Below are 20,957 nucleotides of genomic sequence, written 5' to 3'. Positions count from 1 at the left end.
GCCGGCTCAGGTGGTGGTCTGCCCGTCGATGCTCTCGCGCAGGATGTCCGCGTGCCCGGCGTGCTGGGTGGTCTCGGCGATGACGTGGATCAGCACGCGCCGGGTGCTGCGGACCGAACCGGGCTCGTTCCACGGCGCGTCCGGCACCGGCCACGTCGCCGACAGGTCCTCGACGCCGGCGACGATCTCCTCGGTACGCGCGGCGACGCGGGCGTACCGGTCCAGGATGGCCGGCAGCGTGTCCTCGGGCAGCATCTGGAAGTCCCGGCCCCGCTCGATCGCCCACTGCGGCAGCTCGCGGGCCTGGCCGGACATGAAGTCCTCCCAGGTGACGCCCTCGGGCAGGGCGAAGGACATCGCCGAGGGGCCCTCGACCACGAACCGCAGCCAGCTCTCCTCGGTGGACGTCACATGTTTGATCAGGCCGCCCAGGCAGAGCGCGCTCGCGGTCGGCCGCAGCCCGGCCTGCTCGTCGGAGAGGCCGCGCACCGTGTTGATCAGCATGTTGCGGGCTTCGGCGAGCTCGGCCAGCAGGTCGGCCCGCTCGGCGTCCAGGGTGGTGGGGGTCGTGGTGGTGCCGGTCATCGTCATCTGTTCCTTCCGGTCCTGATCGGGTACGGGTCCACCCTCGCAGGCACAGCGGTCAGGAAGTGTCCTCTTCTCCCGGCAGAATGCGTGTCGTGCCGAAGACTTCCGCCCGACTGCTCTCGATGCTGTCCCTGTTGCAGGCGCGACGGGACTGGCCGGGATCGCTGCTCGCCGAACGGTTGCGGGTCAGCCCGCGTACGGTGCGCCGCGACGTCGACCGGCTGCGCGAGCTGGGCTACCCGATCGAGAGCGCCAAAGGGCCGGACGGCGGCTACCGGCTGGGCGCCGGTTCCGAGCTGCCGCCGCTGCTCTTCGACGACGAGCAGGCGGTCGCGCTCACCGTGGCGTTGCAGACCGCCGCCAGCGGCGTGACCGGCATCGAGGAGGCGGCCGCGCGGGCGCTGACCACGGTACGGCAGGTGATGCCGGCGCGGCTGCGGCACCGGGTGGACGGGCTGCGGGTGATCGACGTGCAACGCGCCGGCACGCCCGCCCGGCACCGGGTGGAACCGGCGCTGCTGATGACGTTGAGCGCCGCCGTGCACGCCCGCGAGGAGCTGCGCTTCGACTACGAGTCGGTGTCCACCGCACCACCGGATCCGCATCGGCCACCGCGCCGGGTGCAGCCGCACCACCTGGTCACCTGGGGTGGGCGCTGGTACCTCGTCGCCTGGGACCTCGACCGCGACGACTGGCGCACGTTCCGGGTCGACCGGATCAGCCCGCGTACGCCCACCGGCCCCCGGTTCACGCCCCGCGAGCTGCCCGGCGGGGACGTGGCCGCGTACGTCGCCGGCCGGTTCAAGGGCGCCACCGGGCCGGGTGACTGGCCCTGCCGGGGCGAGGTGATCCTCGACCTGCCCGCCCGTGTGGTGTCCGGGTGGACCCGCGACGGGATCGTCGAGGAGCTGGGCCCGGACCGCTGCCGGCTGGTGCTGGGCGGCTGGTCGTGGCCCGGGCTGGCCGCCGTGCTCGGCCGCTACGACGCCGACATCGAGGTGATCGGTCCGCCGGAGCTACGCGAGGCGTTCGCCCGCCTGGCCCGCCGCTACGCCGCCGCCGCACAGGCCCCGGACACGCCGCGCACCGGTTGACCGCGCCTCCCACCACGACGGCGCGCCCGGTGTCAGTCGGTGGGCAGGAGCGGGCGCATGAAGGTGCGCTCGTACCGCAGGACGCAGCCCGACTCCTCACGGATCCGGTCGGCGGCGACGAACTCCGGGTCCACTCCGAAAAGGGCTCGGTACTGCTCGTACGCCGCCAGGCTCTCGAAGCTGAACAGCGCCTCGGCCCGGTCGCTGGCGCCCTCGGCGGGCAGGAAGTAGCCGTGGTGCACGCCGCCGTGCCGTGCCACCAGCCGCATCCAGGTGCGGGCGAAGCGCTCGAACGCCTCGATCTGCGCGGGATCGATCGTGTAGTGCACGACGCAGGTGATCACGCGGCCACGATAGCGACGCCCGGTCCCCGGCGCTCAGGCGGCGGAGCGGCGGTCGCCGGGGTCGGTCGTGTCGGCCAGGCCGGCGTACCGCCCCCGGTGGTAGAGCAACGGCGAGCCCACGTCGGCGTGCCGCAGCAGTTCCGGTTCGGCCAGCACGACCGCGTGGTCCCCGACGACGACCCGGTCCACCACCCGGCACAGCAGCCAGGCCAGTGTGTCGTCGAGGGCCGGCACCCCTTCCGGGCCGGGCCGCCAGCGGGTCGGCCCGGCGAACCTGTCGATCCCGCTGGTGGCGAACCTCCGGGCCACCTCGTGCTGGCCGTGCCCGAGCAGGTGCACACCGACGTGCCGGGCCCGGGACACCACCGGCCAGCTCGACGAGCCCAGGTCCAGGCAGAACGAGACGATCGGCGGTCGCAGCGACACCGCGGTGAACGAGGTGGCGGTGAACCCGGCCGCGGGCGGACCGGCGGCGGTGACCACTGTGACGGTGCTGGCCTGGTGGCGCAGCAGCGTCCGCAGCGCGTCGACGTCGGCGTCGGCGTCGACCGGGGTGTCGGCGGGCTCGGGCACGGCGTTCCTCCAACGTGTACGGGGGCGGGACGGCGGTCAGACCGTGAAGCCGTGGAACAGCACCGACGCCAACCCGAGCGCGAGCACGAGGTTGAACACGGTGGCGGCGCCGAACACGGCCACCGGCCGCCAGCCGGCCTCCCGCAGCGACGACACCCGGACCTCCAGGCCGATGCTGACGAAGGCCAGGATGAGGAACCAGACACGCAGGTCGGTCACGACGGCCATGGTGGCCTTGCCGTCCGCGCCGGCCGCGTCGAGGTACCAGGTGGCGATCACCGAGGCGGCGACGAACCCGAGGACGAACTTCGGGAACCGGCGCCACAGCTCGCCGAGCCCGGGGCGCGGCGCGTCCGGGCGGCGCTCCACGTGCAGCGCGAAGTACGCGGTGAGAGCCACCGCGACCACGCCCATCAGCGCGTTCTGAGTGACCTTGACGATGCTGGCGATCTGGAGCGCGTCCTCACCGGCGAGCGCGCCGGCAGCGGTGACGGCGGCGGTGGTGTCGATGTTGCCGCCGATCCAGGCGCCGGCGACCGCGTCGGAGAGGCCGAGCACGTCGGCCAGCCACGGCAGCAGGAAGATCGACGGCAGCGCGAACGCGATGACCAGGCTGGCCGTGTACGCGAGCTGCTCCCGGCGTGCCCGTACCGCACCGGCGGCGGCGATGGCGGCGCTGACTCCGCAGATCGACACCGCCGAGGCGAGCAGCGCCCGCAGCTTCTCGTCCAGGCCGAACCGCCCGGCCAGCCACCAGGTGAACAGGAACACGCCGCTGATCAGCAGCAGCGCCTGGGCGATGGCGGGTCCGGCGGCGCTCGCGATGACGGCGAGGTTGATCGAGGCGCCGAGCAGCACCAGACCGGTCTTGATGAAGAACTCGGTACGGAACGCGGCGGAGATCCGGTCCCGCAACCCGGTCACGGTGACGATCAGATTGCCGAGCAGGCCGAGCAGGATCGCGTAGACCGGGTACTCGACGGCGCCGGCCACGTCCTCGACCGCGCTGCCCTCGGCCCAGACCGGCACGTTCTGTTCGAGGTACCGGGTGAGCGCGGCGAGACCGAGCACCACCAGCAGACCCAGGCCGGTCCAGGCCCAGAACGCGCCGGAGCGCAGGTCGGCCCGGGGTGGGGCGTCCGAGGGCGCACCGTCCGGTCGGTCCACTGAGGTGGCGGCGGCTGGGGCGTCCGCGGTGGAGGCCGCGGGCGGCCCGGCGGCGGTGCTGCGGACGGCGGGTTCCGGGGCGGCGGCCATCACGGCACCAGCCCGGCGGGGATCGCGCCGGCCAGCACCAGGAGCAGCAGCGCGAGGCCGAGGGCGGTGGCGGCCCAGTCCTCGTTGAAGGCGAGCCGGGACGTTCCTGCGGTGGGCGGTTCGGGTGGCGTGGGCTCGTTGCTCATGAGGGGCTCCTACGGGTACGCGCGGGCGACGGAGGGCAGCCGGAGGCGAGGGTGATCGACCGGCCGGAGCCGGTCGATGGGGAGAGTTTCCTACTTAACTAGTAGGATTACAAGGTCTTCCCGCGCTCCGGCTCACCCGCGGCGCGGGCGGCCACCACCACCGAGACGCCGTCGAGCACCCGCTGGAGACCGAACTCGAAGGCGTGGTCCGGCCCGTACGCCCCGCCGTGCGCCATCCCGGCGGCCGTGCCGACCCGCGCGGCGAGCGGAAAACTGCCGGCGGTCATGAACTTCTCCAGCCAGGGGCCGTGCGTCTGCCACCACTGGTCGTCGGTCATCCCGGTCTCACGTTCCAGCTCGGCCACGTCCAGCGCGACCCGGGCCGCGCTCTTGGCGTGCCCCAGCACGAGCGTGAGCACCGCGTCCATCTCCACGTCGTCGAGCCCGATGTCCGCGACCGCGTGCAGTTCGTAGTCGTACTTGGCGAGCACGTTCGGGCCGAGCACCGGCCGGGTCGTCTCGGCGCGCAGCAGCCACGGGTGGGCCCGGTAGAGCGCGAGGTTGTCCCGCGCGATGCGTTCCAGCCGGCCGCGCCAGCCACCCGGCACGTCGGGCGGGCGCGGGAGGTCACCGAGAACGGCGTCCACCATGACGTCGAGCAGTTCCGCCTTTCCCGGCACGTACGTGTAGACGGACATGGTGCCCACACCGAGCGCCTCGCTGACCCGGCGCATGGTGAGCGCATCGATGCCCTCGGCGTCGGCGATCTCGATCGCGGTGCGCACGATCCGGTCGACGCTGAGACCGGGACCGGCGCCACGGCTGGCCGGCTCCCGGGTGCGCCACAGAAGGGCCAGGCTGCGGGCGGGATCGGCCTTGCGCCGGCGCTCCTTCGACATGGTGCCGTCATCCTACCGGCCACGCCGGTCGCGGGCCGTCGGCGGGACGCAGGAAAGAGCCACGAGAATTGTTCGGGCAAAAAGAATGGCGGGTTCTCCCGCCACTACCAACATATAGCGCACCCCCGGTCTTGCGGCAAGCCCCGGGTGGTGGCGCAGAATTGCCGGCCGTAACCCATTGCCGAGGCATTCGAAAAGCCGCGAAGAGCGGAGGCTCGGCCGTGCCCGTGATCGGAGACGAGTTGAATCTGCCTGCCACGAGCGTTTTCGATCTTCCCGAGCGTCTGTCGGCGAAGGCCGACCCGGACCTGATCGCCGCCGACGAGCGGCACTTCGCCGCCATCGCGGACAGCCTGCGCCGTTCGATCGCCGAGTTGACCGACCGGCTCGACGCGACGCGCCGGGCCGCGGGTGGCCGGGGCCGGCAGGCGGTCGACCGGGACCAGGAGGTCCGGCGGTTGAGCGCGCGCCTGCGTACGCTGCGCCGTTACGGTCTGGACCTGTGCCTGGGCCGGATGGTCGGCGCGGACGGCGCGGCGCCGGTGTACGTGGGCCGGCTCGGCCTGACCGACGGCGCGGGCGGCCGGCTGCTGCTGGACTGGCGCTCCCCCGCCGCCGAGCCGTTCTTCGGCGCGACCCACGCCGACCCGATGGGCCTGGTCAGCCGCCGCCGGTACCGGTGGACCGCGGGCCGGATCACCGACTACTGGGACGAGGTGTTCACCGCCGACGCTCTGGCCGGGCACGCCGCGCTGGACGACCAGTCGGCGTTCATCGCCAGCCTGGGCGCGACCCGGTCGGCGCGAATGCGTGACGTGTTGGGCACCATCCAGGCCGACCAGGACGCGATCATCCGTGCTGGTTCCCGGGGCGCGCTGGTGGTCGACGGCGGTCCGGGCACCGGCAAGACGGTGGTGGCGCTGCACCGCACCGCGTACCTGCTGCACGCCGACCCGCGCCTCGGCGAGCGCCGGGGCGGGGTGCTGGTGGTCGGGCCGCACCAGCCGTACCTGAACTACGTCTCCGACGTGCTGCCCAGCCTGGGCGAGGAGGACGTGCAGATCTGCACGCTGGCCGACCTGGTGCCGGAGGGCGCCGCGGCGGCGCCCGAGCCCGACCCGGAGGTGGCCCGGCTGAAGGCGTCGGCGGACCTGGTACGGGCGGTCGACGCCGCGGTCCGGTTCTACGAGGAGCCGCCCGCAACCGGGATGACTGTCGGTGTCGGGGACGCCGAGCTGCGGCTCACAGCCGACGACTGGGCGACGGCGTTCGAGGCGGCCGGGCCGGGCGTCCCGCACAACGAGGCCCGCGACGACGTGTGGGAGGAACTGCTCACGATCCTCGTGGAGAAGTACCACGGGGACGAGCCGGAGGAGGCGGTCCGCCGCGAGCTGGGGCGCGACCGGGAACTGGTCACCGCGTTCGGCCGGGCGTGGCCGCTGCTCGACCCGCTCGACGTGGTGGCCGACCTGTGGTCGGTGCCGGCCTACCTGCGCCGGTGCGCACCCTGGCTGAGCGTCGAGGAGATCCGTACGCTGCGGCGGGCCGACGCCCGGGCCTGGACGGTGGCGGACCTGCCGTGGCTGGACGCGGCCCGGCGGCGGGTCGGCGACCCGGAGGCGTCGCTGCGGCGGCGCCGCGACGAGGCGGTGCTGGCCGCGCAGCGCGTCGAGATGGACACGGTGGTCGACGCGCTGATCGCGTCGCACGCCTACGACGACGGCGAGGGCCTGATGACCATGCTGTACGGCGAGGACATGCGCACGAGCCTGGTCGACTCCAGCGCGCTGAGCGTGGCCGATCCGGACCTGCTGGCTGGGCCGTTCGCGCACGTCGTGGTGGACGAGGCGCAGGAACTGACCGACGCGCAGTGGCAGATGCTGCTGGCGCGCTGCCCGTCGCGCAGCTTCACTGTGGTCGGTGACCGGGCGCAGGCGCGGCACGGGTTCACCGAGTCGTGGCCGCAGCGGCTGGCCCGGGCCGGGTTCGACCGGGTCGAGGTGGCGACGCTGACAGTCAACTACCGCACCCCGGCGCAGGTGATGGCGGCGGCCGAGCCGGTGATCCGGGCCGTCCTCCCGGACGCCAACGTGCCCACGTCCATCCGCGACGGCGCCCCCGTACGGTACGGCGTCCGCGCGGAGCTGGGCGCGGTGGTGAACGGGTGGCTCGCCGCCCATCCCGACGGCGTCGGGTGCGTCATCGGCGATCCGGCGTTCCCGGCCTCGGACCGGGTCCGGTCGCTGACCCCGGAACTCGCAAAGGGACTGGAGTTCGACCTGGTGGTGCTGGTCGACCCGGAGTCCTTCGGTCACGGGATCTCCGGCGCCGTGGACCGGTACGTCGCGATGACCCGGGCCACCGGCGAGCTGGTCGTCCTCACCGGGCCGTGACCGTGCCCCGGGGGCGGCGCACGGCCACCCCCGGGGTCCGGCTCAGCGGCTCAGCGCGCGGTAGCGGCGCAGCGACAGCGGCAGGAACACCGCGATCAGCGCCAGCGGCCAGAGCACCGCCAGCAGCGGATGGTGCGCGGCCACCCACGAGTCGCCGCCCCAGCCGGGGTTGCCGAACAGCTCCCGGGTGGCCCCGACCGTGGCGGACAGCGGGTTCCACTCGGCGATCGCGCCCAGCCAGGCGGGCATCGTGGACGGCGCCACGAACGCGCTGGACAGAAAGCCGAGCGGGAATTCCAGCGTCTGCACTGCGGTCACCGCGCTCTGCCCCTTGACGGTCAGGCCGAGGAAGACGCCCACCCAGACCAGCGCGAACCGCAGCAGCAGGATCAGCCCGAACGCGGTGAGCGTGTCGCCGAGGTCGCCGCGCGCCCGCCACCCGACGGCCAGGCCGACGAGAAGCATGACGGTGAGCGTCACCACCGCGAACATCAGGTCGGCGACCGCGCGGCCGAGCAGCGGGGCCAGCCGGGACACCGGCATGGACCGCAGGCGGTCGGTGACACCGCGGTCCAGGTCCGCCGACACCGCCATGGTGGTCATGCTGATACCGAAGACCATGGTCATGGCGAACATGCCCGGCATCAGGAACTCGCGGTAGCTGCCGCCGCCCGGCACCTGGAGCGCGCCGCCGAACAGGTACGCGAACATCAGCACCATCAGGATGTCGAAGCCCAGCGAGCCGATCAGCGGGCCGGGCTCGCGCCGCCAGTGCGCCAGCGCGCGCCCGGTCAGCGTCAGGCCGTCACCGGCCAGCGACGCACGCCGGGCCGAGATCACTGTCGCGGTCACGCGGTCACCTCCACTGCGGGACGGGCGGCGGACGGCGCGCCGGTCAGCTGGAGGAACACCTCGTCCAGTGTGGGTCGGCGCAGCGCCACGTCAGCCACGCCCACGCCGTCGGCGTCCAGCGCGCGCAGCACCTCGGTCAGCGCGCCGGCCCGGTCGCCGACCTGGGCGCTGACCGCCCGCCGGTCCGGATCGACCGCCGGTTCGGCGCGGGCCACCGCGCGCAGCCGCCGCACGGCGGTGGCGAGGTCGGCGGCGTCGCGGACGACCAGTTCGATCCGGTCGCCGCCGAGCCGGGACTTGAGCGCGTCCGGGGCACCCTCGGCGATCACCCGCCCGGCGTCGAGCACGCAGACCCGGTCGGCGAGCTGGTCGGCCTCGTCCAGGTACTGAGTGGTCAGCAGCACAGTCGTGCCACCGCGTAACAGGTCCCGCACCGCCTCCCACACCTCGTTGCGTCCGCGCGGGTCCAGCGCCGTGGTCGGCTCGTCGAGGAACAGCACCGAGGGCGCGAGGATCATCCCAGCGGCCAGGTCGAGCCGGCGGCGCATGCCACCGGAGTACGTGCGTACCGGCCGCCCGGCGGCGTCGGCGAGCCCGAACCGGTCGAGCAGTTCGCCGGCCCGCCGTCTCGCCCCGGCCCGGTCAAGGTGGAACAGGCGGCCGAACATGACCAGGTTCTCCCGGCCGCTCAGTGCCTCGTCCACGGCCGGGTGCTGGCCGACCAGGCCGATGCGGTGGCGCACCCGGTCGGGCTGCCCGGCCACGTCGAAGCCGGCGACCTCGGCCCGCCCGGCGTCGAAGCGCAGCAGCGTGGCCAGGATGCGTACGGCTGTGGTCTTGCCCGCGCCGTTCGGGCCGAGCAGCCCGCACACGGTGCCCGGTGGCACGCGCAGGTCGAATCCGTCCAGCGCGACGCTGTCCCCGTACCGCTTGCGCAGGCCCTCCGCGAGGATCGCGTGTTCCACGTCTGTCCCCCTCCGTTGACGACGGCCACTAACGTACAATGTACGGTAGGCCGTCCGCCAACGGTTCAGCCGACCACGCGGTGCTCCCACGCCCAGACCGCGATCTCGGTACGGTTGCGCAGGCCGAGCTTGGTCTGGATAGCCGATACGTGGCTCTTGACGGTGCTCAGCGAGATGAACAGCTCGGCGCCGATCTCCAGGTTGGTGCGCCCCCGGGCGATCTCGCGTACCACCTCGATCTCCCGCTCGGACAGCGCCGGGCGGCGTTCGTCGCGGGGCGGGGCGGGCGGGCTCAGATGCCGTAGCAGCCGTACCGTCACCGACGGGGACACGAGCGCGTCGCCCTGGTACGCCGCCCGGACCGCCTCCACCAGCAGCGCCGGGCCGGCGTCCTTGAGCAGGAACCCGGCCGCTCCCCCGCGCAGCGCGCCGTAGACGTACTCGTCCAGGTCGAACGTGGTCACCACGACGACGCGCAGCGGGTCGGCCACCTCGGGCCCGGCGAGCGCCCGGGTCACCTGGAGGCCGTCGAGCCGCGGCATCCGGATGTCCACCAGGCAGACGTCGGGGCGCAGCCGGCGGGCCTGGGCGACCGCGTCGACGCCGTCGGACGCCTCGGCGACCACTGTGATGTCGGGCTGGTCCTCCAGGATGAGCCGCAGCCCGCCGCGGACCATCGCCTGGTCGTCGGCGAGCAGCACGCGGATCGTCATCACGCCCTCCCCGTCGGCACTACCGCCCGCACCGACCACCCGGCCTCGGGGCGGGGACCGGCGTGCAGCGTGCCGCCCAGGGCCTCGACCCGCTCGCGCAGGCCGACCAGGCCGTACCCGCCCCGGTGTTCGGCGGGCGTGGAGGACGCGTCGTCGGTCACCTCGACCACCACCGCGTCCGGCTCCTGCGCCACGTCCACAGTGACCTGCCCGGCGTGCGGCGCGTGGCGGGCCACGTTCGTCAGCGCCTCCCGGACGACCCGGTGCACAGTGCTGGTGACCTCCGGCGGCCAGGTCGTCGCCCCTGGCAGCCGCAGCCGCACCGGCGGGCCCTGCCGGCGGAACCGCTCGACCAGCTCCTCGATCTGCTCGGTACCGGCCGAGGCCGGCGGCGCGTCAGCGGTGTCGCGCAGCACCCCCACCACGCGGCGCATGGCCCGCAGCGCCTCACCGCCGGCCGCCTCGATCCCGGCCAGCGACTCCGTGGCGCGCGCCGGATCCCGCCGCCCGACCAGGTGGGCGGCCTGCGCCTGCACCACGATGCCGGTGACGTGGTGGGCCACCACGTCGTGCAGCTCCCGAGCCAGCTCCAGTCGCTCGTCGCGGCGTACCCGCTCGGCGGTGGCCCGGGCCCGCTCGTCGAGCAGCCGCAGCGTCAGCCCGGTGGCGACCCCGCCGAGCCAGCACAGACAGTTGAGCGCCACCACCCCGGACCCGCCCGCGCCCGGCCGGGCCACCGCCCACGCCCCAGCCGCCACCACGAGACCACCGGCGGCGATCAGCCCGGCGGGCAGCGGCGGCAACGCGCGTACCGCTGATCCGACCAGGACCGCCGACGCCAGCGCCAGCGCCGGCCCCGGCTCGGTCGGCAGGTCGAACAACCGGGCGGCGACGACGGCCGCCCCGGCGACGACGAGCCCGGCAGTGGCCGTGACGACGCGCTGCCTGTCGCGTACCAGAGCGAGCACGCCGACCACGACGGCGGCCGCGCCGCCGACGAGCCAGTACCGCAGGCCCCAGCTCGCGGCGATCGCCACCGCCTGGACGCCGATCGCCGCGAGCAGCACCACGGCGAGCCCCGCCGTCGCCGCCACCCGGGGGATCCGTTCGGTAGCCATGCCCAGCACGCTAGGAGATCGGCGGCCGGGCCGAACCGGCCGAAAGGAGGGTCCGCCGCGCGCCGGGCCCTGCTCCGGACCGATGCCCGCCGGTCCCGCCGTGCCCAGGATGAGCCGCATGCATCCACCACTCGCCCTGCACGCCGAGCGGCTGACCAAACGGTACGGCCGCCGCACCGCGCTTGCCGACTGCGACCTGAGCGTTCCGCGCGGGCACGTGATCGGCCTGGTCGGGCCCAACGGCGCCGGCAAGTCCACGCTGCTGCAACTGGCCTGCGGGCTGATCGCACCCACCTCCGGCACGTTGACGGTCCTCGGCGCACCACCTGCAGCCGACGCCGCGCACCTGGCCCGGGTCGGATTCGTCGCCCAGGACACACCGGTCTACGCCTCCCTCACCGTCGCCGAGCACCTGCGGATGGGCGCGTGGCTCAACCCGTCCTGGGACGCGGCGCTGGCCCGGCGGCGGATCGACGAGGTCGGCCTGGACCCGGCGCAGAAGGCGGGCCGGCTCTCCGGCGGCCAGCGCGCCCAACTGGCGTTGGCGCTGGCCGCCGCGAAACGCCCCGAGCTGCTGATCCTCGACGAGCCGGCCGCCGCGCTGGACCCCCTCGCGCGCCGCGAGTTCATGCACGGCCTGGCCGGCTTCGTGCGGGAACTCGGCGCCGGCGCGGTGCTCTCCTCGCACCTGCTCGGCGACGTGGCGCAGGTCTGCGACCACCTGGTCGTGCTCTGCGCCGCCCGGGTCCAGGTAGCCGGGCCGGTCACTGACCTGCTCGCCACGCACCACCGGGCCGCCGCCGCGCCCGCCGGGACCGAGGTGGTCTGGGCCGAGCCTGGCCGCGTCGTGGCCCGGGGCCCGGCGGTACGCGACGGCGCGCCGGTCACGCTGGAGGAGCTGGTCCTGGCGTACCTGTCCCGGGCCGCCGCCCACCCGGCGGTGACCGGATGATCCGGATGACGCTGCGGCAGTTCCGCCTCCCGGCGCTCGCCGGCGCGGTCCTGCTGGTGCTGGCCGGCGCCTACCTGCTGCGCCTCGGCGCGGACATCCGGACCGTGCCCGACCCGGCCCGGCTGCCCGACCGGTACGCGCAGACCATGCTGTTCCTCGCCGGTGGGTTCGCGCTGCTGCCCGCACTGATCGGCGCGTTCTGGGGCGCGCCGCTGGTCGCACGGGAACTGGAGCAGGGCACGCACCGGCTGGTGTGGAACCAGAGCGTGCCGCGCCGCCGCTGGCTGGCGGTCAAGCTCGCCGTGCTGTCGGCCGCCGCCGCGCTCGTCGCCGGGCTGCTCGGCGCGCTGCTGACCTGGGCGGCCGCGCCCGTCGACCGGGTCGCGGGCGACCGGTTCAGCACCGTGCTGTTCGGCGCGCGCGGCGTCGCGCCGGTCGGGTACGCCGTGTTCGGCCTCGTCCTCGGCGTCGTCGCCGGGCTGCTGCTGCGCCGCACCCTCCCAGCCATGGCAGTGGTGTTCCTGGCCGTGGTGCTGGCGCAGCTCGCGGTGCCGAACCTGCTGCGCCCGCACTACCTGCCGCCGGAGCGGGTCACCGTGCCGATGACCGCCGACACTGTCAACCGGGCCCGCAACCTCGGCAGCATCACCGGCTCGCCGGTCGTCGGCGGACTGGACGTGCCGGGCGCCTGGGTCACCGACATCAGCCCGCTGCGTACCGCCGACGGGCGGCAGCTCTCCGACGCCGCGTTCGGCACCTGTTTCCGCGACCCGCCGCGTACCGGCGCCACCGGCACGTTCGGCGACACCGCGGTCTGCCTCGGCAAGCTCAACCTGCACGTGGACCTGGCCTACCAGCCGAACCGCCGGTTCTGGACGTTCCAGTGGATCGAGCTGGCGCTGCACCTCGGCGCGGCCGGTCTGCTGGCGGCGCTCGGCCTGTGGCACGTCCGGAGACGGGCCGGCTGAGCGGACGGGGGCGGACGGTCCGGGCGCGGCGCGCGCCCGGACCGCCGTACCTACCGCTTGAGCAGCGCGCGCAGCGCCTCGCTGATCTCGCCCGGGGCCTCCTCGGCCATGAAGTGCCCGGCCGTGGTGGTGCGGTGCTCCAGGTCCGGCGCCCAGGCCCGCCACACCGCCGCCGCGTCGTAGCCGAGCGCCGCGCCCCAGTCCTGCTGGATGACGGCGACCGGCATGGTCAGCCGCCGCCCGGCGTCCCGGTCCGCGCGGTCGTGCGCCACGTCGATCCCGGCCGACGCCCGGTAGTCCGCGACGATCGAGTCGACCGCCTCCCGGGAGGCCCGCAGGTACTCGGCGCGCACCGCGGCGGGCATGGCCGCCGGGTCACCGGCCCAGGCGTCGAGGAAGTGCCCGAAGAAGGCGTCGGCGCTGGCCGCGATCATCTTCTCGGGCAGGCCGGGCGGCTGGGCCATCAGGTAGAGGTGGAACGCCACCGACGCGGACACACCGTGCAGCACGTCCCACATGTCGAGGGTCGGCAGCACGTCGAGCGATGCCAGGTGGGTGACCGTGTCCGGGTGGTCCAGACCGGCCCGGACCGCCACCAGGGCGCCCCGGTCGTGCCCGGCGAGCGCGAACCGCTCGTGTCCGAGCGCGCGGGCCAGCGCCACCACGTCGGCGGCCATGCTCCGCTTGCTGTACGTGTCCTCGGTGTCCGCGGCCGGCTTGTCGCTGGCGCCGTAGCCGCGCAGGTCCGGGCAGATCACCGTGTGCTCGGCGGCCAGGTCGGCGGCGACGTGCCGCCACATCAGGTGCGTCTGCGGGAAGCCGTGCAGCAGCACTACCGGGCTGCCCGAGCCGCCCACCGCCACGTTCAGCGCCACACCTCCGGCGACCGGAACGCGCTGGTAGTCGAATCCCGCGATGGTGGTGCTCATCTCGATCCCTCTTTCGTCTCGTCGTACCTGACCAGCGTGGCGGCGCCCGATGAGCAACCGATGAGCGCGATACGGTGACCCCTGTCGAGGAGGGTCGGTGCCTGTCGGTTTCGGTGTGCTCGGTCCGGTGACGGCCTGGGACGACGCGGGTGAGCCGGTCGACTTGAAGGGGCCCCGCCACCGGGCCGTGCTGGCCCGGCTGGTCGCGGCCCGGGGCCGGGTGGTGCCGGTCGGGCAGATCGTCGACGACCTGTGGGACGACCCGCCGGCCGGCGGGGTGGGCGCGGTCCGCACGTTCGTCGCGGCGCTGCGCCGCCGCCTGGAACCGCGCCGTCCGCCACGCGAGCCGGCCCGGCTGCTGGTCACCGACGGACCGGGGTACGCGCTGCGCGCCGAACCGGGCGCCGTCGACGCGTGGCGGTTCGAGGACACCGTCAACGAGGTCGCCGACGCGCTGCCCCGCACCGCGCTCGACCGGCTCGACGAGGCGCTGGGCTGGTGGCGCGGACCCGCGTACGCCGACTTCGACAGCCCGTGGGCGCAGGCCGAACGGTCCCGGCTCGACCAGATCCGGCTGACGGCTGTCGAGCGGCGGGCCGAGGCGCTGCTGGCGCTGGACCGGGCCGCCGACGCCGTACCCGATCTCGACGCCCACGTCGCCGCGCACCCGTGGCGGGAGGACGGGTGGGCGTTGCTGGCCTCGGCGCTGTACCGGGCCGGGCGGCAGGCCGACGCGCTCGCCGTGCTGCGCCGCGCTCGCGAGATGCTGCGCGACCAGCTCGGCCTGGATCCCGGGCCGCGGCTGCGGCGGCTGGAGACCGACCTGCTGCGGCAGGCCGAACCCGAGCCGACCGGCGCGGCACGGGTCTGGGCCGACACCGCGGCGGCGTACGAGCGCAGCGTGGTGCCCGGCGCGCGGGCCCGGCTGGAGTCCACTGTCGGGATGCTGCGCAGCCTCGCGGTGACCGGGCCGGGCGGACTGGAGGCGGCCCGGGACCAGCGCGAAGCGGCAATCACCGCCGCCGAGCAACTGGGCGACCCCGAGTTCACCGCGCGCGTCATCGGCGGGTACGACGTACCCGCGATCTGGACCCGCTCCGACGACCCGGCGCAGGCCGCCCGGGTCGTCGCGGCGGCACAGCGGGCGCTGGCCGGGCTGGGCCCGGACGCGCCGGAGGCGACCCGCGCCCGGCTGCTGGCCACCGTCGCGATCGAGTCCCGAGGTACGGCGTCGCCGGGCCCGGCGCAGGCGGCGCGGGAGGCGGAGGCGATCGCCCGCCGGGTGGCCGACCCGGCGCTGCTGGCCCAGTCGCTCAACGGCGTGTTCATGCAGACGTTCCACCGCGCCGGGCTGGCCGCCGAGCGGGACGGGATCGGCGCAGAACTGGTGGCGCTCGCGGCCCGGCACGGCCTGGCCACCGTGGAGATTCTCGGGCACCTGATCCGGGTGCAGGCGCGCGGCGCGCTCGCCGACTTCACCGCCGCCGACACGCACGCCGAGGCGGCGGACCGGCTCGCCGCCCGGCACGAGAGCCCGCTCGTCGGCGTGTTCACCGGCGGCTACCGGGCCATGCGGACCGCCGCCACCGGCGCCGCGTACCCGGACGCGGAGGCCGCGTACCGGTCGTGGGCGACCGGGCTGGCCGGCTGCGGCATGCCCGGCGTGGAACGCGGGCTGGCGCCGCTGGCGCTGCTCTGCCTGCGGGTGTGGCACGACCTGCCGGCCGACTTTCCCCCCGACACCGACTGGGGCCCGTACGCGCCCTGGGCCCGCCCGCTGGTCCTGCTCGCCGCCGACCGCCGGGACGAGGCCGCCCGGGCGTTGCGCCGCACCCCGGCGCCACCGCGTGACCTGCTGCTGGAGGCGCTGTGGTGCCTCACCGGCCGGGCTGCCGTGTCCCTCGGCGACCGGGACGCGATGCTGCGGGCCCGGAACGCGCTCGCCCCGGCGGCGGGCGAGGTGGCCGGGGCGGAAAGCGGCCTGCTCACAGTGGGGCCGGTGGCCGCACACCTGGACCGGCTCGACGCCGCCCTCGAGGTGACCGGCGGCTAGGGCCTGTGTCGAAGTCGGTCACAGCCACTCGTTGATGGCGGCGAGGTGGATGGTGGCCTCGTAGCGGACGGCGAGTTTGTCGAAGCGGGTGGCCACGGCTCGGTTGCGTTTGAGGCGGTTGATGCCGCACTCCACGGCGTGACGTTGCTGGTAGATGTGCGGGTCGAAGGCCGGTGGCCGGCCGCCTTTGGATCCCTTTGCCCGCCGGTTCGCGTCCTGGTCGGCCTTGCTCGGGATGGTCGCGGCGATGCCCCGCCGGCGCAGGTAAGCCCGGTTGGCCTTCGAGGTGTACGCCTTGTCGGCCAGGACCCGGTCCGGTCGTGTTCTCGGCCGGCCGGGGATCAGGCGGGGAACGCGGATGGCGGTCAGGACCGGGATGAACTGCGGGCTGTCGCCGCGCTGCCCGGCAGTCAGCACGATGGCGAGGGGTTTCTGTCCCTGCTCGCAGCCCAGATGCAGCTTCGTGGTCAACCCACCGCGGGACCGTCCGAGCGCGTGGTCTGCCGGCTCGACGCTGACCCCGCCAGGCGGTTCGACCTGCAGATCCCCCTTTTCCGCGCTCCGGCAGCGTGCTGATGGGCCCGAGTGATGGTGGAGTCCACGGACACGTCCCAGGTGATCCGCCCGGCCGCATCAGCCACGGCCTGCAACGCAGTCAGCACCTGCTTCCAGGTCCCATCGCGCTGCCACCGTCGGAACAGGGCATACACCGCCGACCAGGACCCGTACTGCGGTGGCACGTCCCGCCACGGGGCACCCACCCGGATCCGCCACCGGATCCCATCGATCAACTGCCGCCTACTCCACAACGACGGTCGACCCGGCCGCTTCGGCGTCGGCAGCAACGGCTCCAGCACCGCCCACTGCACGTCGGTCAGGTCGAACCGCCTCGTCACCGCTAGGGTGTCCACGAGGTCTCCGGTTTTCAGGTTCTGCTTGGTCGCTGAACCATCTACCGGAGACCTCGCCTACTTTCGATCTCCGACACGCCGAAGATCCTCAAGCCGGCTCAAGCCCTGGCACCGACTTCGACACAGGCCCTAGGGCGCTCCCGACGTGGCTCCCGTGACACCCTGCCTGCGGCTAGGGTGCGGCGATGGACGAACTGAGGCACCTGTTGCGGCGGGCCGCCGACCACGCGGCCGACTACCGGCTGTCGCTGCCGGACCGGCCGGTCGGCGTACCCGTGGACCAGACCGCGCTGACCGAGGCGTTCGCCGTCCCGCTGCCGGACGCGCCCACCCCGCCCGAGCAGGTCCTCGCCGAACTGGTGGCCGCCGCCGAGCCGGGCCTGGTCGCCACCGCCGGCCCTCGCTACTTCGGCTTCGTCGTCGGTGGCGCCTCCCCCGCCGCCACCGCCGCCGACATGCTGGCCGTCGGGTGGGACCAGCTCGCGTTCAACGCGGTCACCTCCCCCGCCGCGGTGGCCGCCGAGACGGCCGCCGGGACCTGGCTGAAGGACCTGCTGGGCATCCCGGCGACCGCATCAGTCGGCTTCGTCACCGGCGCGCAGGCGGCGAACACCGCAGGGCTCGCCGCCGCCCGCCACCAGGTGCTCGCCGACGCCGGCTGGGACGTGGAACGGCGCGGCCTGATCGGCGCACCAACGGTCCGCGTGTACGCCGGGGCCGAACGGCACGCCACCATCGACAGGTCGCTTCGCCTGCTCGGCCTCGGCACCGACGCGCTGCACGCGGTGCCCACCGGCCCGCAGGGCGCCGTCGACCCGGACGCGCTCGCCGCAGCGTTGCGCGACGCCGGTCCCGGCCCGACCATCGTGTGCCTGCAAGCCGGCAACGTGAACACCGGCGCGTGCGACGACCTGCGCCGGGCCTGCGACCTCGTCCACCGGTACGGCGGGTGGGCGCACGTGGACGGCGCGTTCGGACTGTGGGCCGCCGCCAGTCCCGCCACCCGGCATCTGGTCGACGGGCTGGAGAACGCCGACTCGTGGGCCTGCGACGGCCACAAATGGCTGAACCTGCCGTACGACAGCGCGTTCGCGTTCTGCGCCCGGCCCGACGCGCACGCGGCGGCCATGTCGCTCGCGGCCGCGTACCTCGTGGGTTCCGGTGGTGTGCCCGCGGGCGCGGACCTGACCGCGGAGTCCTCCCGCCGCGCCCGTGGCTTCGCGGTCTGGGCGGCCCTGCGGGAGTTGGGCCGCGACGGCGTGGCCGCGCTGGTCGAGCGGTGCTGCGCGCTGGCGCGACGGTTCGCCGACGGGCTGGCCGAGGCCGGGTTCGAGGTGGTGAACGACGTCGTGCTCAACCAGGTGCTCGTCGGCTTCGGCGACGACGCGCGCACCGACCGGGTGGTGGCCGCGGCGCAGGCCGACGGGACGTGCTGGGTGGGCGGGACGACGTGGCGGGGACGGCGGCTGATGCGGATCTCGGTGTCGAACGCGACCACCACGGAAGCCGACGTGGACCGGTCGGTGGCGGCGATCGCCCGGCTGGCCCGCTGAGCGGCGTCAGCCCGGCAGACGCAGCAGGTGCCGCCCGGGGAACGGGCCACCGTGCTCCCGCTCCCAGGTGGCGAGGTGGCGCTTCTTCTCCTCCGGCGAGGGGGCGAGGAAGTCGAAGTAGGCGAGGATCACCGTGCGGGCCTCGTCGACGGTGTACGACGCCCCCGACGGCACCGGCCCGAGGCTGTCCACGCTGACGCCGGTCGGCGTGCAGCGCACCACGGCGGAGTTGCCCTCGTACTCCTCGTAGTCCGAGCGGCCGGACATCACGTCGTCGATGCACTGCAGCAGCTCGAGGCAGTCCGGGGCGTACGTCTGGATGTCGCTGACGAGCTGGGAGGCGAACGGGCGGAAACGCGCGTCACCGCTGGTCATGGTGGGCGCGCCGTTCTGATTGCGCCCGAACTGGATGTCACCCACAGCTAGCGTCCCCCCACCGGCCAAGCCGAGTACCACGTCGTGCCACCGGGATTGTAGAAGCCCTCGACGAGCAGCCCGTTCGCCCTCCCCTGCCATTTGTTCGGGTCGTCCGGGTGCGGGCCGCCGGACCGGAACGCGCCCTCGATCGTCTCGTCGACCCGCTGGGGCGTCCAGTTGTCCGGGAAGAAGGTGCTCGAACCGCGCTTCTGGCGCCAGGCACCGCCGTCGTCCTGCACGTCGACGCGGGCGCGGTACGTGCCGTCGGCGTGCCGTTCGAGGATCATCTCGCGGCCGTCGGCGTCGACGCGGACCCGGGCACCGGGCGGGTTCTCCCCCATGAACCGGTGGTGGAAGCCGGTGCCCCGGGGCGGATTGGCGTTGGTGTTCACGTGACCGCGAAAGATGTGCGCGTAACGGCGGTGCCGCATCCGGGCCCGGAGCCACCTCTCCACCGGCGTGAAGAGACCGGCCTTTCCCCGCTTACCCACCGAGCACCGCTTCGGTGGCCATGTTCAGCAACTGGTCGATGAGGACACCGGTGATGAACTTGAAGATCGGGATCTCCAGCAGTGAGGCACCGAAGGTGACCGCCGCAGTGGCGACGGCCTGCGCTATCTGAATGGCCAGGAGCGTCAGCTGCACGATCACGTTGATCTTCAACGCCAGGACGATCCCGGCGCACACCATGAGCCCGGTTCCGATCAGCGCCGCCGCGGAGGCCCCGTCGTCCAGGTTGGTCTTCGCCGAGTCGGCGGCCTGCCAGCTCTTCTGGAAACGTTCGATGGCGTCGTCGCGGTTCCGGGTCCACATCTGCTGCGCCGACCGGTCGGCGTCGGCCACCGGCGTCCGGAGCCGGTCCGGGAAGGCGAGCCACGCCTGGCCCATCTCCAGCAGCTTCGTCTCGTCGGCCTCGGGCCAGGTGTAGCCGAGCATGCCGAGCAGGGACACCAGCTCTCCAGGCAGGGTCATTCCCATGTCAGCCGAGCACCTCACGGAAACGGTCGAGACTCTCGGTGATCATGCGTTCGGTCTCCTGGTAGTTGAGGCCCATCACCCGGCTCAGCTTCCCGATGTCCTCGATCTCGACGAGGTTCGCGTCGTAGCTCTCCAGCGCCAGGTCGCGGATCGTCTCGTACACCATCCCGATGAGCGAGCCGAGATCGTCGTTGCCCCACGGCGTGCCGAAGGCCGCCAGCTCGGCGTCGAACGCGGACAATGCGGAACGCATGCGCTGCGCCGAGGCGACGATGTCGTCACCCGCACCGATGATCGATTCAGGATCGATCTCGATCTCGCGGGCCATCAGCGCTCCCCTCCGTCGGTCATCGTCCCGGTTCCCGGATGGTCTGCATCACGCCGGTCAGCGCGCCGGTGAGCGCGGACATCTGGCGGACGCTGGCCTCCTGCAACTCGCGCAGCCGCGCGTCGAGCGCGGCCGAGCCGAGCCCCTGCGGCGCCGCCACCGGAGGGATCTCCTCCAGCGCGCGGTTGACCGCGACCACCACCGACTCGCCGAGCTCGGCCGAGGACAGCCGCCGGGGCCGGCGGATGACCTCCAGCCGGGTCAGCCGAGCCGAGCCGTCGACCTCCGCGCGCACGGTCCCCGCGTCATCGGACCCACTCCACCGCTCGTCCCCGTCGTCGTCGGGCGGCGTCCCACCTGTCGCCGTGCCCAGCACGTCCATGACCTGGTGCAGGAGGTCCGCCGGGCCGTTCGCCGGGACGTCCCCGCCGAGCCCGGTCGCCGGCCCGGCCGTGGCGACGGCATCGGCGATCGCGCCGTGGAGCCGGCGCATCGCCGCCTCGCTCTCGGCGAGGACGGCCCCGAGGCTTCCGGTCAGCGCGGACAGGTCGGCCACCGGTTCGCTGCTCGCCAGGCTGCCGCGGGACGCGGTCAGCGCGTCGTTCACCGCCTGCTCGACCAGGCCGCCCAGCTCGTCCTCGGACAGCCGCATCAACGGCGCGGCCAGCTCGACGGCGCGCAGCCGCCCGTCCTCCGCCGTCACCTCGACCTGGCCGTCGGCGGCGCGGCCGTGCGCCTCGGCGGTCACGCCGCCGGCAGGCCGCCCGCCGGCGCGCAGGGCCGCCAGCTCCTCGCGGTAGCCGGAGACGCGCAGCGCGTAGTCGTCGGCGGCGGCGTCCTGTGCCATCCCGTTGCCTCCCCGTCACGGTCAACCAGACCCTAGCAACGCCCGGCACGCCCGGAGGTCCCTCCACAGGGGATCGCGT

23 protein-coding genes are annotated in these 20,957 nt (G+C 74.1%); 6 read left to right on the top strand and 17 right to left on the bottom strand.

Annotation, left to right across the window (positions count from 1 at the left end; translation table 11 throughout):
* Positions 1-6 precede the first annotated feature (6 nt).
* Positions 7-585, bottom strand: coding sequence for a DinB family protein (locus tag FHU28_RS19025; RefSeq protein ID WP_184685897.1), 579 nt, complete (start codon positions 583-585; stop codon positions 7-9).
* Between the two features lie 86 nt (positions 586-671).
* On the opposite strand from FHU28_RS19025, the gene FHU28_RS19020 reads away from it, so the two are divergent.
* The gene (locus FHU28_RS19020; protein ID WP_184685896.1) at positions 672-1,682 is read left to right on the top strand and encodes a helix-turn-helix transcriptional regulator; all 1,011 of its coding nucleotides are present in this window, start codon (positions 672-674) and stop codon (positions 1,680-1,682) included.
* A 32-nt stretch (positions 1,683-1,714) separates the two neighbouring features.
* Here FHU28_RS19020 and FHU28_RS19015 read toward each other — a convergent pair whose 3' ends face one another.
* The 5 genes from FHU28_RS19015 to FHU28_RS18995 all read right to left on the bottom strand — a co-directional run bounded on the left by FHU28_RS19015 (position 1,715) and on the right by FHU28_RS18995 (position 4,901).
* Positions 1,715-2,026: an NIPSNAP family protein gene (locus FHU28_RS19015; RefSeq protein WP_184685895.1), complete on the bottom strand. Its 312-nt coding sequence runs from the start codon at positions 2,024-2,026 to the stop codon at positions 1,715-1,717.
* 33 nt (positions 2,027-2,059) lie between these two features.
* A complete protein-coding gene (locus FHU28_RS19010) occupies positions 2,060-2,599 on the bottom strand; it encodes a flavin reductase family protein (protein WP_184685894.1) in 540 nt (179 codons plus the stop codon).
* A 36-nt stretch (positions 2,600-2,635) separates the two neighbouring features.
* Positions 2,636-3,856, bottom strand: coding sequence for a YeiH family protein (locus tag FHU28_RS19005; protein ID WP_184685893.1), 1,221 nt, complete (start codon positions 3,854-3,856; stop codon positions 2,636-2,638).
* Complete coding sequence (locus FHU28_RS19000) at positions 3,856-4,002, bottom strand: hypothetical protein (RefSeq protein ID WP_184685892.1); 147 nt, start codon at positions 4,000-4,002, stop codon at positions 3,856-3,858. The genes FHU28_RS19005 and FHU28_RS19000 overlap by 1 nt, the downstream gene beginning before the upstream one ends.
* A 107-nt stretch (positions 4,003-4,109) precedes the next feature.
* Positions 4,110-4,901, bottom strand: a complete 792-nt coding sequence (locus FHU28_RS18995) for a TetR/AcrR family transcriptional regulator (RefSeq protein ID WP_184685891.1) — start codon at positions 4,899-4,901, stop codon at positions 4,110-4,112.
* 221 nt (positions 4,902-5,122) lie between these two features.
* On the opposite strand from FHU28_RS18995, the gene helR reads away from it, so the two are divergent.
* A complete protein-coding gene (gene helR, locus FHU28_RS18990; RefSeq protein WP_184685890.1) occupies positions 5,123-7,294 on the top strand; it encodes an RNA polymerase recycling motor ATPase HelR in 2,172 nt (723 codons plus the stop codon).
* A 42-nt stretch (positions 7,295-7,336) separates the two neighbouring features.
* Here the strand turns inward: helR and FHU28_RS18985 are convergent, their stop codons facing one another.
* The 4 genes from FHU28_RS18985 to FHU28_RS18970 all read right to left on the bottom strand — a co-directional run bounded on the left by FHU28_RS18985 (position 7,337) and on the right by FHU28_RS18970 (position 10,942).
* Complete coding sequence (locus FHU28_RS18985; RefSeq protein WP_184685889.1) at positions 7,337-8,146, bottom strand: ABC transporter permease; 810 nt, start codon at positions 8,144-8,146, stop codon at positions 7,337-7,339.
* Positions 8,143-9,111, bottom strand: a complete 969-nt coding sequence (locus tag FHU28_RS18980; RefSeq protein WP_184685888.1) for an ATP-binding cassette domain-containing protein — start codon at positions 9,109-9,111, stop codon at positions 8,143-8,145. Before FHU28_RS18980 ends, FHU28_RS18985 begins: the two co-directional genes overlap by 4 nt.
* Before the next feature lie 65 nt (positions 9,112-9,176).
* Positions 9,177-9,824, bottom strand: coding sequence for a response regulator (locus FHU28_RS18975; RefSeq protein ID WP_184685887.1), 648 nt, complete (start codon positions 9,822-9,824; stop codon positions 9,177-9,179).
* Positions 9,824-10,942 (bottom strand): sensor histidine kinase, encoded by a 1,119-nt coding sequence (locus tag FHU28_RS18970; RefSeq protein ID WP_184685886.1) that lies wholly within the window; start codon positions 10,940-10,942, stop codon positions 9,824-9,826. The genes FHU28_RS18975 and FHU28_RS18970 overlap by 1 nt, the downstream gene beginning before the upstream one ends.
* 118 nt (positions 10,943-11,060) lie before the next feature.
* On the opposite strand from FHU28_RS18970, the gene FHU28_RS18965 reads away from it, so the two are divergent.
* Positions 11,061-11,894: an ABC transporter ATP-binding protein gene (locus tag FHU28_RS18965; RefSeq protein WP_184685885.1), complete on the top strand. Its 834-nt coding sequence runs from the start codon at positions 11,061-11,063 to the stop codon at positions 11,892-11,894.
* Positions 11,891-12,862: an ABC transporter permease subunit gene (locus FHU28_RS18960; RefSeq protein WP_184685884.1), complete on the top strand. Its 972-nt coding sequence runs from the start codon at positions 11,891-11,893 to the stop codon at positions 12,860-12,862. Before FHU28_RS18965 ends, FHU28_RS18960 begins: the two co-directional genes overlap by 4 nt.
* A gap of 50 nt (positions 12,863-12,912) precedes the next feature.
* On the opposite strand, the gene FHU28_RS18955 is transcribed toward FHU28_RS18960, so the two are convergent.
* Positions 12,913-13,791 (bottom strand): alpha/beta fold hydrolase, encoded by an 879-nt coding sequence (locus FHU28_RS18955; RefSeq protein WP_184685883.1) that lies wholly within the window; start codon positions 13,789-13,791, stop codon positions 12,913-12,915.
* A 97-nt stretch (positions 13,792-13,888) separates the two neighbouring features.
* Here FHU28_RS18955 and FHU28_RS18950 point away from each other — a divergent pair, with 97 nt between their 5' ends.
* The gene (locus FHU28_RS18950; RefSeq protein ID WP_184685882.1) at positions 13,889-15,844 is read left to right on the top strand and encodes an AfsR/SARP family transcriptional regulator; all 1,956 of its coding nucleotides are present in this window, start codon (positions 13,889-13,891) and stop codon (positions 15,842-15,844) included.
* An 18-nt stretch (positions 15,845-15,862) separates the two neighbouring features.
* Here the strand turns inward: FHU28_RS18950 and FHU28_RS18945 are convergent.
* Positions 15,863-16,740 (bottom strand): IS5 family transposase gene (locus FHU28_RS18945; protein ID WP_376700818.1). Its coding sequence is split into 2 segments (ribosomal slippage): positions 15,863-16,372 and positions 16,375-16,740, totalling 876 coding nucleotides; the frame shifts between segments, so codons are not numbered across the junction.
* A 200-nt stretch (positions 16,741-16,940) separates the two neighbouring features.
* Between FHU28_RS18945 and FHU28_RS18940 the strand changes: the two genes are divergently transcribed.
* Positions 16,941-18,308 carry a pyridoxal phosphate-dependent decarboxylase family protein gene (locus FHU28_RS18940; RefSeq protein ID WP_184685880.1) on the top strand — a complete coding sequence of 456 codons (1,368 nt, stop codon included), beginning with the start codon at positions 16,941-16,943 and terminating at the stop codon, positions 18,306-18,308.
* Positions 18,309-18,314: 6 nt separating this feature from the next.
* Here the strand turns inward: FHU28_RS18940 and FHU28_RS18935 are convergent, their stop codons facing one another.
* Genes FHU28_RS18935 through FHU28_RS18915 form a run of 5 tightly spaced genes read right to left on the bottom strand, consistent with a single transcriptional unit; the run spans position 18,315 to position 20,878 of the window.
* Positions 18,315-18,728 carry a hypothetical protein gene (locus tag FHU28_RS18935; RefSeq protein WP_128136620.1) on the bottom strand — a complete coding sequence of 138 codons (414 nt, stop codon included), beginning with the start codon at positions 18,726-18,728 and terminating at the stop codon, positions 18,315-18,317.
* Positions 18,729-18,730: 2 nt separating this feature from the next.
* Positions 18,731-19,180, bottom strand: a complete 450-nt coding sequence (locus FHU28_RS18930; RefSeq protein ID WP_184685879.1) for an EndoU domain-containing protein — start codon at positions 19,178-19,180, stop codon at positions 18,731-18,733.
* A 28-nt stretch (positions 19,181-19,208) separates the two neighbouring features.
* Positions 19,209-19,703, bottom strand: a complete 495-nt coding sequence (locus FHU28_RS18925; protein WP_030502360.1) for a WXG100-like domain-containing protein — start codon at positions 19,701-19,703, stop codon at positions 19,209-19,211.
* 1 nt (position 19,704) lies between these two features.
* Positions 19,705-20,031 (bottom strand): hypothetical protein, encoded by a 327-nt coding sequence (locus tag FHU28_RS18920; protein WP_184685878.1) that lies wholly within the window; start codon positions 20,029-20,031, stop codon positions 19,705-19,707.
* A 19-nt stretch (positions 20,032-20,050) separates the two neighbouring features.
* The gene (locus tag FHU28_RS18915; RefSeq protein WP_184685877.1) at positions 20,051-20,878 is read right to left on the bottom strand and encodes a hypothetical protein; all 828 of its coding nucleotides are present in this window, start codon (positions 20,876-20,878) and stop codon (positions 20,051-20,053) included.
* Positions 20,879-20,957: the final 79 nt, after the last annotated feature.

This window comes from Micromonospora echinospora (genome assembly GCF_014203425.1).
In the GTDB taxonomy this organism is placed as follows: domain Bacteria; phylum Actinomycetota; class Actinomycetes; order Mycobacteriales; family Micromonosporaceae; genus Micromonospora; species Micromonospora echinospora_A.
This window is presented reverse-complemented; position numbering and strand designations above follow the sequence as displayed.

Bases quoted from the DNA above. Each gene is read 5' to 3' on its own strand.
- FHU28_RS18920 (WP_184685878.1), bottom strand. From the start codon at position 20,031: ATGGCCCGCGAGATCGAGATCGATCCTGAATCGATCATCGGTGCGGGT.
- FHU28_RS18955 (WP_184685883.1), bottom strand. From the start codon at position 13,791: ATGAGCACCACCATCGCGGGATTCGACTACCAGCGCGTTCCGGTCGCC.
- FHU28_RS19000 (WP_184685892.1), bottom strand. From the start codon at position 4,002: ATGAGCAACGAGCCCACGCCACCCGAACCGCCCACCGCAGGAACGTCC.
- FHU28_RS19005 (WP_184685893.1), bottom strand. From the start codon at position 3,856: ATGGCCGCCGCCCCGGAACCCGCCGTCCGCAGCACCGCCGCCGGGCCG.
- FHU28_RS18925 (WP_030502360.1), bottom strand. From the start codon at position 19,703: ATGGGAATGACCCTGCCTGGAGAGCTGGTGTCCCTGCTCGGCATGCTC.
- FHU28_RS18940 (WP_184685880.1), top strand. From the start codon at position 16,941: ATGGACGAACTGAGGCACCTGTTGCGGCGGGCCGCCGACCACGCGGCC.
- FHU28_RS19025 (WP_184685897.1), bottom strand. From the start codon at position 585: ATGACCGGCACCACCACGACCCCCACCACCCTGGACGCCGAGCGGGCC.
- FHU28_RS18960 (WP_184685884.1), top strand. From the start codon at position 11,891: ATGATCCGGATGACGCTGCGGCAGTTCCGCCTCCCGGCGCTCGCCGGC.
- FHU28_RS18965 (WP_184685885.1), top strand. From the start codon at position 11,061: ATGCATCCACCACTCGCCCTGCACGCCGAGCGGCTGACCAAACGGTAC.
- FHU28_RS19020 (WP_184685896.1), top strand. From the start codon at position 672: ATGCGTGTCGTGCCGAAGACTTCCGCCCGACTGCTCTCGATGCTGTCC.
- FHU28_RS18975 (WP_184685887.1), bottom strand. From the start codon at position 9,824: ATGACGATCCGCGTGCTGCTCGCCGACGACCAGGCGATGGTCCGCGGC.
- FHU28_RS18915 (WP_184685877.1), bottom strand. From the start codon at position 20,878: ATGGCACAGGACGCCGCCGCCGACGACTACGCGCTGCGCGTCTCCGGC.
- FHU28_RS18995 (WP_184685891.1), bottom strand. From the start codon at position 4,901: ATGTCGAAGGAGCGCCGGCGCAAGGCCGATCCCGCCCGCAGCCTGGCC.
- FHU28_RS18970 (WP_184685886.1), bottom strand. From the start codon at position 10,942: ATGGCTACCGAACGGATCCCCCGGGTGGCGGCGACGGCGGGGCTCGCC.